The 13,980-nt window shown below is 43.5% G+C and carries 12 protein-coding genes; 7 read left to right on the top strand and 5 right to left on the bottom strand.

The genetic code is table 11. The features are described from left to right. Positions 1-500: 500 nt before the first annotated feature. The 3 genes from SG35_RS29610 (at position 501) to SG35_RS29600 (ending at position 7,065) form a co-directional block, all read left to right on the top strand. A complete protein-coding gene (locus tag SG35_RS29610; RefSeq protein WP_044832347.1) occupies positions 501-2,696 on the top strand; it encodes a winged helix-turn-helix domain-containing protein in 2,196 nt (731 codons plus the stop codon). A gap of 38 nt (positions 2,697-2,734) precedes the next feature. After that, entirely contained in the window at positions 2,735-4,969 is a 2,235-nt protein-coding gene (locus SG35_RS29605) for a winged helix-turn-helix domain-containing protein (RefSeq protein ID WP_152646574.1), read from the top strand. A 518-nt stretch (positions 4,970-5,487) separates the two neighbouring features. Continuing rightward, positions 5,488-7,065: a GEVED domain-containing protein gene (locus SG35_RS29600; protein WP_053042958.1), complete on the top strand. Its 1,578-nt coding sequence runs from the start codon at positions 5,488-5,490 to the stop codon at positions 7,063-7,065. A gap of 179 nt (positions 7,066-7,244) precedes the next feature. On the opposite strand, the gene SG35_RS29595 is transcribed toward SG35_RS29600, so the two are convergent. The 3 genes from SG35_RS29595 to SG35_RS29585 form a co-directional block, all read right to left on the bottom strand. Further along, the gene (locus SG35_RS29595; RefSeq protein WP_160298271.1) at positions 7,245-7,421 is read right to left on the bottom strand and encodes a hypothetical protein; all 177 of its coding nucleotides are present in this window, start codon (positions 7,419-7,421) and stop codon (positions 7,245-7,247) included. A 260-nt stretch (positions 7,422-7,681) separates the two neighbouring features. Continuing rightward, positions 7,682-8,161, bottom strand: coding sequence for a hypothetical protein (locus SG35_RS29590; RefSeq protein ID WP_044832349.1), 480 nt, complete (start codon positions 8,159-8,161; stop codon positions 7,682-7,684). 636 nt (positions 8,162-8,797) lie between these two features. Next, positions 8,798-9,037 (bottom strand): helix-turn-helix domain-containing protein, encoded by a 240-nt coding sequence (locus SG35_RS29585; RefSeq protein ID WP_044832350.1) that lies wholly within the window; start codon positions 9,035-9,037, stop codon positions 8,798-8,800. A 335-nt stretch (positions 9,038-9,372) separates the two neighbouring features. On the opposite strand from SG35_RS29585, the gene SG35_RS29580 reads away from it, so the two are divergent. The 4 genes from SG35_RS29580 to SG35_RS29565 all read left to right on the top strand — a co-directional run bounded on the left by SG35_RS29580 (position 9,373) and on the right by SG35_RS29565 (position 12,518). Continuing rightward, positions 9,373-9,663, top strand: a complete 291-nt coding sequence (locus SG35_RS29580) for a helix-turn-helix transcriptional regulator (protein WP_044832351.1) — start codon at positions 9,373-9,375, stop codon at positions 9,661-9,663. Between the two features lie 409 nt (positions 9,664-10,072). Next, positions 10,073-10,741 (top strand): hypothetical protein, encoded by a 669-nt coding sequence (locus tag SG35_RS29575; protein WP_053042959.1) that lies wholly within the window; start codon positions 10,073-10,075, stop codon positions 10,739-10,741. 572 nt (positions 10,742-11,313) lie between these two features. After that, positions 11,314-11,634 (top strand): hypothetical protein, encoded by a 321-nt coding sequence (locus tag SG35_RS29570; protein ID WP_044832353.1) that lies wholly within the window; start codon positions 11,314-11,316, stop codon positions 11,632-11,634. A gap of 590 nt (positions 11,635-12,224) precedes the next feature. Then, the gene (locus SG35_RS29565; protein WP_044832354.1) at positions 12,225-12,518 is read left to right on the top strand and encodes a transposase; all 294 of its coding nucleotides are present in this window, start codon (positions 12,225-12,227) and stop codon (positions 12,516-12,518) included. Positions 12,519-12,980: 462 nt separating this feature from the next. Here the strand turns inward: SG35_RS29565 and SG35_RS29560 are convergent, their stop codons facing one another. Continuing rightward, on the bottom strand, positions 12,981-13,763 hold the full coding sequence (locus tag SG35_RS29560) for a 4'-phosphopantetheinyl transferase family protein (RefSeq protein WP_053042960.1): 783 nt from the start codon (positions 13,761-13,763) through the stop codon (positions 12,981-12,983). Positions 13,764-13,768: 5 nt separating this feature from the next. Further along, positions 13,769-13,951 carry a hypothetical protein gene (locus tag SG35_RS29555; RefSeq protein WP_044832355.1) on the bottom strand — a complete coding sequence of 61 codons (183 nt, stop codon included), beginning with the start codon at positions 13,949-13,951 and terminating at the stop codon, positions 13,769-13,771. Positions 13,952-13,980: the final 29 nt, after the last annotated feature.

The raw sequence follows: 13,980 nt of genomic DNA, 5'->3' as shown, positions 1-13,980 counted from the left end.
TTTAAATAATGTATCACAAATTGCTCAGGCCACTCAGGGCCTTGGGCCCTCCAGGGTAAAACCTGCACTATATTCCGGCAGCCCTTGACCCTTAGTTAAGTGTCATAAATACGAAGTAAAACATGCAGCTTTCATCATTTTGAACATCCAAATGCCGTGTCACTTCACTAAAGGGGAAAAGGTTTGAGAAATGAAAAAATGAATATTATTTTTTGGCTTATATTTTTATCCAATTTTGGCTTTAATGGGTTGTTAGGGTGGATGGTTGACCTTTTTCAGTCATTGAACATCCCAGCTTAAAGGGTAATAATATCGGCCAATATGATGTCCGGAATCATTAGAGCACTACAATAACGATTGGGGCTACACTGTGAAATTTTTATGAAAATCAAAGTGTTTTGAGGTTGTTTGAAAATATACCTATGCACAGAAAAAATAGATTTTATCTATAAGTAAAAATTACCGAATAAGCCAATAAAATAAAAATAAAATGGTTGCTTATGTTATTAGATGAAGAATGTTTTTCTATCGGAAGGATAAAGGTATTGCCGCAGCAGGATACGCTGATTTGTGGTGATAAAACAATAACTATCCAGTCAATGACGACTCGTTTACTTTGTTATATGGCCGAACAGCCCGATAAGGTTATTTCACGGGAAGATTTAAAAACCCATATCTGGAACAATACCTCCACCACCGCACATACCATTTCTCAACATATATACCTGTTGCGCCAGGCATTGAACAGTCTGGATCCCGACAGTCAATATATACTGACGGTCACCGGAAAGCAGGCAAGTGGTTACCGCATGCTGGCACAACTGACACTGGCAGGGCAGGGAGAAAAACCGGCTAAAAAAAGGCCGGGATTATCGAGTCGGGCCGGCAAGTTTATTGGTCAAAGCAGCCTGTTCACCCGTAATATATTAATCAGCGGTATTTTACTGCTGACTTGTTCCCTGGTTTTTATATACTCAATTTACCCCATTACCTGGACCCATTCACTTTTACCTCAACAAGTTACCTTTATCGAAGGGCGTGAGCGAAATGCTGCCGTCAGCCCCGACGGCAGCCTGATAGCTTATAGCCATAAAGACCCTAACAGCCCTTTTTGGACTATCCGCCTGCAGCAACTCGAAGGTGAGCAACAAGTTGTATCGTTAACACCAAATCCCGCGATAGCCATGTCCACAGCGGATAAAGCAGTTGCTAAGCTCGGACATCATGTTTATGAGGATTTTCCGGTCTTTACGCCAGATGGTAAAGGGGTAAGCTTTCTGCGTTTTCATCGGGGTAATAAGGCCTTTTACCATATAGAGATCAACCCGGATAAGTTAACTTTTGGCCCGGAAACCAAATTACTCGATATTGATGAATTTGATGATATGGCCAGAATAGCCTGGATAGACCAGGATAATTTTGTTTACAGCAGCCATATGGGGGAAGATACAACCCCTTATAAACTCTACAAATACAATACCCGTACCAGAAAAACAATACAACTGACTTCCCCTCCGCTGTACGGCCGGGGAGATTATTTGTTTGATGTATCGCCTGACGGCAAAAACATTGCCATTATTCGCAAAAAAGTAGGAGGTTATTTCCTTTACTTTTATGATCTGACACTCGATAAGCTGACAGAAATTGCCAACATAGGTCAGCGTCAGCGTAATAATATTACCTGGCTTGATAATAAAGCGGTGCTTTATCTCAATGACTTAGGTTATCTGACACGTTACCGTTTGGATACGGAGCAGTTCGAACCTTATAGTGAAAGTAAAGACATTGGCTATTATCCGGTTAAGGCCCGCAATAACAGGGCAATAGTCATGCAGCAGGAATGGAGTTACCTGAGTAATGGCGCCAGTATCGTCAGTGCAATAAATCCAAGAACACAACCCGGGAAAAATCAGGCAAAAGCCCCCGGATTTTTCACCGAACTGATCCCGCCAACGGGGCACCACAGGTTAGCAACCTGGGCAGGTGACGAGCGTGTCGTCTACAGCCGGTTAAACCCGAACAAAAGTCAGGAAATCCGGTTGTTATCAAAACAAGAAAATCGCCTGTTATTATATTTTGACCAAGAGGTTACCTGGCCTCCCCAGATAAGTGTCCGACCCGATTCCAATGAAGCATTAATCAATGCTGATAATTCTTGCTTCCTGATAGATATAGCGACTCAGCAGGTCAGTCAGCTTTGCCCCGATGGCATTAATCCTAAATATGCCTCCTGGTCTAAAGATGGCCAATGGCTATATTTTTCATTATCAAAAAATGATCAGTGGCCGCTTATGCGGATGGGACGGATGGGATTTCCCATAGAAAGGTTTGGTCCTGAAAATGTTGCCATTGCCAAAGAAGGCTGGGACGGCAAGCTATATTTTCGTCCGAAAAAAAGTATTGATATATACCAATATGATCCGGAAACAGACAGCTCTTCGCTGCTTATTGATCGTCAGCTAATGTTAGGTTTTTTCACCAATAATGATTTTCAGGTAACCCGGGAAGGTATTTATTACAGCGACAGGGTAGACGAGGAAAGTAATTTGTACTTTTATGAATTTGCCAGCCAAAGCCGTCAGTTTGTTATGGCCCGGCCTTCAAATTACGAAAATTTTTCAATCAATGATGATGAAACCACTATTTATTTTTCTCGTCCCGGAGATAGTGAAAGCCATTTGTTTCGCATTCAATAAACTGCAGATTATTTGTTAAATATGTGAGTGGGTCCAGGGTGAAATATCATCAAAAAAGTCGATATACAGATGCCAATGTCAGTTTTACCATAGGCAAGATACAAGTCAGTCCGGGAAAAGAGCAACTGAGTTGTAGCGATAAAAGCATAGCTGTCCAGTCTATGTCTATCCGGCTACTTTGTTATATGGCACGGCGAAAAAAAGCCCTGGTCACCCGGGATGATTTAAGAAAACACGTATGGCAAAACGAGGAAACAGCCGACCATACGATATCTCAGCATATATACCGGCTGCGACAGACACTAAAGACACTTGATGACAACAGGCAATATATACATACGGTAACCGGCAGTGCGGGCAATGGTTATCGGTTATTAGCCGACAGCCGGGAAATAAAGCAAACCAGGGCGAAACCTGCTGTTTTTTTTGCTCGGGCATGGGCATTTTGCTTGTCGCTTTCAAACCATAACCGGGCAGGTTATTTTTTTGCTTTTTTATCGGTAATGCTGCTTGGCCTGGCAGGTTACGGTTATTATTTTTCTGCTGCCTCTATCACGCAAGTCACCTACCTGCAAGGCCGGGAGCGCAATGCGGCAATAAGCCCCGACGGCAAAACCCTGGCCTACAGTTACCAAAGCCCGCAAAGCCCTTTCTGGACAATATATTTGCAATCAATGACAGCCGATCAGCCTGCGCTAGCAATTACCCGGGCGCCAATGCCTGGCGGGGCAATGCCTGATGGGACAATGCCTGATGAGACAATGCCTGATGAGACAATACCTGATGAGACAAGAAAGCCTGAGCAGACCAACCGCCATGGACCTTTTGTTTTCGATAATTACCCGGCGTTTGCACCCGACGGGAAATCTTTAAGTTTTTTACGCTACCACAGGGATGTTCAAGCCTTTTATTCTGTTGATATCGACCCCTTAAGCATAAAGTTCAAGCAAGAAACTAAGCTGCTGGATGTGAACTTTTACGATGTTCACGCCAAACTAAAATGGCTGGATGATGAAAGTTTTATTTTTAATAGCAAGGTTGCCCGAAAAGCCCCCTACAAACTTTATCGTTTTAATACAGGCAGCGGCACGAAAACTCAATTAACCTCTCCCCCCCTGGGCGGTGCTGGAGATAAGGTGCATGAACTCTCACCGGATAAAAAACATATCGCGATAATTCGCTCGAAAAAAGACGGTCAATATTTGTATCTTTATTCGCTGCTACAGCAAAAACTGGATGAGATTGCTTTTATCAGTAAAGATCAAAGGTATGGCATTAGCTGGTTAGACAATAAGCGCATTGTTTTTTTAAACCAGCAGGGTTATCTCACCACCTATGCCCTTGACGATAAAAAGTTTTCTACTTATAACCAGCTAAAAAATCCGGGTTTTTCTCCGGTAAAAATACCAGATACGGATGCGGTTTTAGTGCAACAGGAATGGTCGTTGCGGGAAAATGGCGCCAATATTGTCAGCACCTCAAACCCCAGGGTAGCGGCCAGCACCGGCTTCACACCGGTTATACCTTCTGCGTCTTATAGCAGGTTACCGCTTTGGACCGGCAATGACAGCCTGGTTTATAGTGTGGTTAATGCCGACAAAAGTCATGACTTGATGCGCTATCGACAACAAGTATCGGTGCCATTAATGCATTTTAAGTCTTATCAATCCTGGCCCCCGCGGCTGAGCTGGCGGCCTGATAGTGATGAGGTGCTGGTGAATATAAACCAGAGCTGCTTTTTAGTGAACCTGATCACAACTCAGTCCCGCCAGTTATGCCCGGATGAGATCAGTCCGGCACTTTCCTCCTGGTCACTGGATGGTCAATGGCTGTATTTCTCATTACCGAAAAACGGCGAATGGCCGCTGATGCGTATGCACGTCTCGGGAGCGACATTGGAGCCTGTTGGCCTGGATCATGTTGAAATAGCAAAAGAAGGCCCTGATGGTAACCTGTATTACCGGCGAAAAAACAGTCTGGATATATACCGTTTTAATCATACAGATAAAGCTTCGTCTTTGCTGATTGAGCGAAACTATAAATTAGGCTTTGCCACCAATAACGATTTTCACATCACAGCAGCCGGTATTTATTTTACCGACTTAAAAAACAGAAACAGTGGTTTGTATTTTTACGACTTTCTTGCTGATACTCGCCATAAAGTCATGACCCGTCCGTCATATTTTGAAAGCTTCAGTATAAGTGGCGATGAAAAACAGTTCTATTTTTCCCAGCCGAAAAACCGTGATAGTCATATCAGTATACTCAGATAATTCCCCGTCATTTTTAGAAAATTTTTTCTCGCAAATAATTGATGATTGATTTGAATAAATGATGAATTGATTTAATCAACTCCATTGATTCCGGGCCTTGCAGGGGATTTGATTGAACAGTTGATGTACTTGATTTGTCCGGTTTAAGAGTCTTAATACCTTGATTGATTCTGTTGATTTTTATTGATTAGGACTATTGGTTTTTCGTGAACTAGAGTTTCTGCGCTTAGCAAAAACCGCCGTTGCAGGCTGGTGATTGTGAGCTTGTTTTTGAGCACTTGCTTAAACAAAAAGTTAAGCAAAAAGTGAAACAAAAAATGAAATGAAAAATCATCCATGCCCCAGCAAAGCTAAAAATGCATGGTCAATGGACTAAACAACTCAACCTGGCCTGGCTGTACGGTGTTGTCATGAGTGACATGTGTCGCAGATACCACTAATACGGTGCCGGTTACGGCTCAGGTTACATCAAGCTATTGATGAGGATGTTTAGATAATAATAATTAACGGAGAACAACATGTTTTTTCAACCTAAAAACAATATTAAAAAGAAGTTAACTACCCCTTCAAAAGCGACAAAATCTAAATTGGCCCTGTCAATTGCCACGGTTTTTACGGCGCTTTATGCTCAGTCGGCTGCGGCGGTTTGCGACATAACAACAAACAGCTCGGAAGAATACATCAGCAGTATCACCTTAAATGCCGGTACCTTAACTAGCGGTGCTACGCTGGCCGATAACGATGAGCTGGTATTAACCCCGGGATTTATCGGCAGGGAATATGCTGAAAACTGGAGTATCTGGATAGATTTAAATAACGACAACGACTTAGATGATAATGGCGAACGTGTTTTTACCACATCAGGCAATAGTCGCAGTGCCGTAACAGCCTCTTTAGATCTGGCTTCGGCGGCTAATGTCAGCAACACCGCTATGCGTGTGTTAATGCATGCCGGTACGGTAAATGACGCTTGCGGTAATGCCGGTTATGGAGATTACCGGGACTTCACGGTTTCTATCGGCGCCGGTACCGATCCGATCCCAAATCCGGGCACAGGATATGGCCCGGATGTTCAATGGCCGCATGATACTGTTCACGTAAAAGTCTTTAGATTTGAATTCCCGGATGCCGACCTGACCTATTCCCAAAGCCGGATACAATCTGAAATGAATGAAGTCACCGATTACTTTGATAAGGAGTCTTATGGCCGCTTTAACGCCAGCTATGAGATTTACAATCAGGTTATTCAAGTTAACCAAAACAAATCCGATTTCGATAATGGCTCATCCTGGGATTGGGTGGATTATTATGAAGCCAAGCTGGTTGACTTGGGTGAAGACCTCCATAACCTGACCGATGACACTATTTACTTGATTTTAGCCCCGCAAATATCTGATTGGAGTCCTAAAGCCGGTCCCATTCCCGGCGCCATTAGACTCTATGAAGATGGTGATGAGCGCACCAAAGCGGGGGGAATTGTTCATGAAATGGGCCATGCCATGGGACTACACCATGCTGATGCTATTGATGGCGGAAATACCGTCTTAGGCACAGGAGATCTCGCCAATGAGAAAGTAGGTTATGGCAATATTGATAGCATGATGGGCAATAATGCCTGGGATTTCGGCGGTTTTAACCTCTACTACAAGAACTTCTTTAAAACCTGGAATATAACAGCTGATGTACCAGAAATTACCCGCTCCGGTACCTATAGAATTTATGCCCTGGATCAAGGGTCTATTAACGGCGATATTGGTATTAGATTAAAAAGTGGTAATAACGGGCCTACCTACTGGGTAGAATACCGTACCAATGATGGTGCTGATACCAATGGCGTGATGATTAATATCGCTGAATATGTGCCGGATTACGACACAAGAGAAGGTTATTATGACACCTCGTATTTACTGGATATGACACCTGACTCTATCCGGGATCCCGAGTGGAACGGTTATGATCTCAATGATGCTGCACTGACCATAGGCAATAGTTATACCGATGAGTTAAACAATGCCTTTACTATTACCCCTGTCGCTACAGGCGGTACTTTAGGTACTGCCGGTGCCTGGATTGAAGTAGAAGTTGACTTGCACTAGTTGCTTTTTATGTAAAAAGTAGCAAAGCAAATGACAAAGGCAGGGGGTAGTAATTCCCTGTCTTTTTTCGGGTGAGCTATGTTAATCAAGGCTGCTAAAGGGGTGAGAATATCAGCAACCGACATATCAACATTAACAAAACCGCAGATCTGCGGCTTTATTACCTGACTACACTGCGATTAACAATGCCGGTCAAAATTCTCACACGCAAGCATATTTCCCATATACTCACAGGATTGAAATAAAGCAGTACAGTATTGATATGAATAGTGGTGAGCAATTGCAGAAGAACTTGCCCCTAAACCAATACCAAATGTTAATGCGAGTAGTGCAGCTGATACCTTTTTGTTTTTCATTATAATTTCCTTTTAAGTAGTAACAACGTATAAATTAGTTATTTTTTTATATACATAATATTCACTTCATGTGCACCGTAAGTTAACAATAAAAAATAACTTTGGTCAAGCCGATTATTTATTACAAACGTGCCCCTAAAAAATTGTCAACTTCTACTTTAGCGAGCTTCTGGTGGTACGATTTTCGAACGAGTGTTGACGTAAAGTCACGGCTACCATGAGGCAAAAACAGCGCTGCCCCCGGCCTGAGCTGAAAAGCTTTAATACCTACACACACTATTAGCTTGCTCTTTCTGCCGGTAATTCAGGTAAGTGAAATATTCTATACTCCCGACCTTGGCGCGCCTGGCCAGCTGATGACGAACGGTGACATTCCACATACGCATTGGTGCCCAGACAAATTCCTCCTGCTCTGAAATATAGCGGCAGGTATATTTGAACGCTGTCAATAACGCTTTGATCGCGTCCTTGGGATCCCCCTGGAAATAAAACCGCAATTCAGACCAACGAAACACCGGATAATCAAAGATGAAATTGCCAAGGGCGGCTTTAAGCTCCCCGGGTTGCGTCAGCCCCCGCCCCAAACGGTAATAAACGGCGGCCCTGGCTTCTACCATAGCCCCAATGCTTAATCCGCACACACCGGCATCATTTAATATCTCCTCAATAGTGAGCCAGGGTTGTTTAACCTGCTCCTGTAATACCCTGGCCGCCAGGATATTTATCAGCTCTCTATACAATTTAATTAACTTCCTTTTTATAAAAACGCAGGGGCATTCTAGTCAGCTCTTTGCCAGGTTTCTTTGCATAATGAAAACAATGTTTTTCAACTGCAGGCAATACTATTTGCCGTTATTTATTTCCCGGAGCAGGCAAAGTTCAACAGAAAATGACGCTTAGTGCTGATGTCAGTTTGCACACTGAGCCAAGGCAAAACACATCAAGAAAGTTAAAAAAAGCACTAAAGCTGTATATGGATCTGGGTTCAAGGGCTGAACCAGTAATTTAACAAAGGGCAGGGCTGTTCAAGTAAAAAACATATAGGCAATTAATTTCAGCAGGGGCAGGCAGATTAACAGCTATGTTCAAACAATGGCTTTATTGGCAATGTATGGCTGCTCCGTTTGCCGGGAGCCCGATACCGAATTCAAGTACATTATAGCTTTTTTCAGATATACACATATGGCAAAAACATATGATATGAGGTAATAACCAACAACTTAACCTGCACCCAGGCAGGGCAGTTACATTACGCTTCTTATCCCACCTGCCGACAAAATAGCCGTATGCTTTGCCAACAAGCCCGCTGAAAATGAACTGAAATAATAACAACTGACCCACAGCCAAATTACATCGGCAGATACGACTTTACCGCTTTAAGGTAACAACTCTTTGGGCGATATTTCCAGGGCTTCCGCCAGTTTGTACAAGGTTGCCAGGCTGACATTGATCCTTCCCCGGTCGATGCGGCCAATATAACTGCGGGTTAACCCGGCCTTGTCGGCGAGTGCTTCCTGGGAAATATCTTTTTCATTTCTGATCTGCCTTAACTTTGCGCCAAAGCGTACTTCAAGCTTTTCTTGTGGCACTACTTTCGGGAATTCCACGACTTTCATGGTTTCGTACCTCCTCAATGATGTCGATAATTAATCTTGTCACGATAAGTACAAAAGAGCCACGTACTATAGTACGCATTTTTATCGTGACAGGTACGATAGTACTCGTTATAATCATCCCGAAATGAAGATTTGCTTTGCTGCTTTTAACTTGCCAAAGCTAGGAAAAGCGAAACAAAGCGAATAGGGAACAGGCACAAAGCTTACTGGCAGCCAAATAACAGCGGATAAAACCAGTGGCAAAATGCAATATTGACTGATGAGCTATTGCCGGTACGGGGGATGCCTGTACTTGGCAGATTTAATTAAGAAAAATAAGTATAGAGGGAATTTCTATGTTTGATATTATGGGTGAGGATTTGCGTAATATGCGCCTGAGTGTAGGCAAAACTACCAAGGAAATGGCAAAAAAAGCAGGAGTCAGCCGGGTCACCTATGAGAATTGGGAAACCGGAGTTGGCGAGCCAAGGATGAATCAATTTCTAGATATCGGTCATGCCTGCTCGCTGAGTCTGGCTCCCTTGTTTAAGCAAATCTCAACACTTAGAGATCAATTTAATCAAAGGGATGAAAATGAAACACCTCAAAAAGTTCGCAAACGCGCCTCAAAAAAGTTCAAAACTTGATAGCTCAGTCAACTTCACTGCAAATATGCTGGCCGGCATTGCCGGCGGCACAGGAAGTGGCGGGCATACACCACCAAGACCACAAGTAGTCAACCCGTCGGCGAACAACACAACCTTATCGGCCACTGGTAACTTAAGCTGATTTAACCGAGGACAGGATCACTTCCTGTCGTAAGCAAGCCTTGCAGCAATAGTGCAGCTTGTCCGGAGAAAAACAGCCTCAGGCACCGCCGGTCCGATAATCAACAACATCCAAATTCAACATAAGGATAATGATGAGGACTCAAGCTGTTTTTATCCGGGTAATACCTTACCCGCAACAACATTTACATCACACCAGGTTTGCACACGGCTACCGGACATTGCACCTACCGAGTAAACAAGTTACAGGTAAAAAAGGGAGCTTGTTGTGACTACTATACAAACCAAAAGCATCCTCAAACTGGCACTGATCATTGCCATCGTCACTTTTGCTATTGTCAGTAGAAATACCTTACTAATTGCCATTGTTTTTACTGTGAGCATATTTACAGTGATGTTTGTTAATCGTGGCGATATCAATATCATGTACTTATGCGCCGGTTTCATCATTGTAAAGACCATTGAAGAAAGTCTTTTTTCTTTTGTCATCGAGCCCGGTTTCAGCGAAGTATATGCCGATGAAACCAAAAGCACTGTCTGGCTTGGCGCAGCTATGTTCACCATTCATTTTATTACCGATTTAATCTTGTTTTATATGGTGCTACTCAGGGCGCCCTTTACCCGCGCCAGGTTAGCCGCCCAAAATAAACCCATCGACAAAGTACACATGTATAAGGCGGAAGTCGCCTTTGCCAGCTTGTTCTCTGTGTTTATGTTTATCGATTTACTGGCACTGATAGAAAACTTTATTCGGCATTTAGATGACATAGGTTTCAGCATGGAAGTCGCGAAAATATTCTCCGGTTGGAATTGGGTTTACTATCACTATCTGGACATGAAAAGCATACTGACCGGCTGTGCCTTTATGCTGTTGTGGTCTATGTCTACCGAGAAAGCCCGGGAACAATACCACCGTCAATTTGAATTAGACGCTTAATCCGTTTTCATGCTAACAGGGCTATTACCCTCGCAACAATAAATAACAGCCCTGCCGGATTTCAGTAGAAAAAAATCCGGCAGGTTAATGCTAAGATTTCTTATCATTCAAAGTCTTATGATTCAATAACAATGAGTTAAATCCCAGGAAGAACAAGTCCAAAATAAAGTAATAAAAACAGGCGCTTTTATAAGAAAAGATCATGAACAGCTGTCGATTTATCCAGCATTTTGTACTATAAAATAAAGGATGAAATAACAACCAGAGGAGCAGGGCTAAAAGCCTTATATGATCTAACAGATAAACGAAATGAGCGCTGCCCCTGGGTGAACCACCACTCAGAAGCAGCTAACCACAACAGATAATAAAGGTATCCATCATGGCTAAAGTTAATGATATGCCAGAGTTTTTCTCGGTTAAAGTTTTTTTAGCAACTAATGCTAACCGCTACATTAGCCAACAACGGCTAATAATGCTTAACGATAACCTCCACCCCGCACACTCCCCCCGCGCTCCCCGGCAAGCAAAGGCAGTAAATAGCTCACTTGCCACAATCAAAGGAGGGCAGTGTTATGTCTGAATCAACACACAACCCCGAAGAAAATGCCACCAAAAAAGGCAAAACTGCCGGAAAAACTGACACAGCAACAGCGGGGGAAAAGCAGACAGCAAAACAGCTCAAAGCCGATATGTTACTGCTGTGCGACGAATTCTCCCAATTCAACGAAGAATGCGCCTTCATCTGTGACGCCTTCGCCGCCATTGTCAGAGAACCAGAAGCCCTCGACCAAGCCACCATCGCCGGTTTTAGCCACTACAGCATTTGGCTCAAAGAGCAGGTAGCAGATTTCAAACACAGAATACACAAGGTTCATCAGGAATTGGAGCAATAATATTAGCGGCTCCCGGGGATGGAATTCACGGGAGCCAGCATGAATATATATTACTTATTCATCTACCGGCTCAAAAGCTATACACTTAAGGTGCTACAACGATTGGCGGCAAATATCTGCTGACCATGTTGAGCAGGATGAAAATGTTGTTGCTACCTCTAATGCTGTTAGTCTGGATAATTACAGGCGCAGATAATCTTACGATTTGATAACCGTTAATATCCTGACTGATATGGTGCTTAGCTGAACTATTGCAGTGGAACTCTAGGAAAGGCGTTTTATTTCAATAGATTAAACCCGATGTTCTATAGTTAAATTTTATCTGACACAAATAGGGATATTTAAAATGTCAAAGCAAGCAGAAGTAAAGATAACGATTGCTAAATGATTAGGCAAAGTGAATGCAGAGCGAACTAACCGTAGTACTTTAAATGGATCGCCGTAGTATTAACTATGACTTAGAATAGATTTTTTGCTGTTGTAATTTACTTGGTCAATTTTATTGGCGGGGTATGGATTTACAACAATGTGAATCGACCAGATTTTCCTAGACACAAATAAGTTGTAAACTTTGCGTCCTAGGAGGAAGAATGAGCGCCAAAAGATTTCCAGAAGAATTTAAAATACAGGCTGTTAAGCAAGTAACCGATAAAGGTCATTCTGTTGCAAGCGTTGCTGAGCGGCTAGATATCTCATCAAATAGTCTCTACAACTGGCTAAAACGCTATGGCAGCAATAGCGAACACTACCAAGAGTTATCTGAGCAAGAGAAGCGCATCAGAGAGCTTGAGAAAGAGTTAAAGCGTACCCAGCAAGAACGAGATCTATTAAAGGAAGCCGCCGTGTACTTTGCGGGCGAGTCAAAGAAAAGTACACGTTCATAAAGTCCCGGCTCAACCGCTACCCAATAACATTGATGTGCCAAGCACTGCAAATCCACCGTAGTGGCTTTCATGCATGGCTTAAAATACCAGAGTCTAAGCGGACTAAAAATGACAGGCATTTAACAGGATTAATTAAACAATCCTGGCTAGAAAGCGGCTGTGTATACGGCTATAGAAAAATCCAAAGTGATATGCTGGATTTAGTCGAGAATAAGCTAGGGGATAACCAGATTTTTGGCTGTGTTGTCTTTTGTCATACCGTTACCTAAAAATGGTGATTTTGCCGCCGTGTTCGCAGGTATCGCCTAAGCGTGTGGCAGGTTTGTCATTGAGAAGAACAGCTTTAACCCCAATATTTCCGATAATAATATTTATCGGAAATATCTAGGTATTCTAAGAAGCTTTACCTAGCTGTCAGGCAGCTAATGATAAACTATAGCTGGTTGGCCATTAACCATACTGTCAACTTCCGACTACCAATGGTTTGAAATTGACGCCGTTGATTGTTCTGTCGATGACCTGGTCATTGTCGCCCTGCGGTTTTAGGGGCGTTAAAAATATTCCCCCATCCGGCCGCCGGGAAAAGTGATACTGCATCACTTTTCCCGGCGGCGGGCCGGCATAAGCCAGAGCGGCTTTATAGCCGCAGGCAACCTCTATATCCATTAGCCGAAACCGGATGGCATCTTCTGTTGAAAAGTCACTGCTCAGCAGTTCCGCGGGCAGATCAGGACTGACTGTCACCGAAAATCGCTCAAGCGGCAACGCCAGGCCAAGTCCTTTGGCTTTGATATAGGCTTCTTTACGGGTCCAGCAGGTAAAAAATGCGTCTTGTTGCTGCCCCCGCGGCAAACGGGCAAATAGCTGATGCTCTGTCGGTGAAAAAAAACGCTCCGCCATCTCTGTGCTGGCTATCGGGCGTATTTTTTCGATATCGACACCAAGTGCTTCGCCGTTACCGACGGCGCATAAGGCCATTTCATCCGCATGTGAGAGACTAAACACCAACGGCTTATGATCGGCCAGGAAAGGTTTGCCGTAAGCATTATGCTCAAAAACCAGTTTAGCGGCATCTGTTGCGCAATATGACGCCAGTATCAGCCGCGTGGCAATATGCGACACCATGAACTGCCGTCTGTGGTGGTCAAACTGGCATGCTGCCGCACGTGCCCGTTCGTTTTCATCCAGCACTTGCGGCAAGGAGCCAGGGTCCTGATCAAGTGTGATATGCCAGATATCAAGCATAAGGCCTACTTGTGCCGGTATTGCTCTGGCTGGGGCACATCATCGGTAATTAAAAGTAATATCAGGCCAACGATTGGCGTGAGCAATAAAGAGCCAAATGTCAGTCCCCAAAATCCGATACGGCGTCTGCGGCCTAAATAGCCTATAACCAAGCTGAGAAATAGCGACAGCGAAAAAGCAGTAAACATATGCCCTCCAAATTAAAAAGTATGTCCGT

This window comes from Thalassomonas actiniarum, from assembly GCF_000948975.2.
GTDB classification, from domain to species: domain Bacteria; phylum Pseudomonadota; class Gammaproteobacteria; order Enterobacterales; family Alteromonadaceae; genus Thalassomonas; species Thalassomonas actiniarum.
Note: the sequence above shows the minus strand (reverse complement) of the source record. Positions and strands in the feature narration are given on the sequence as shown.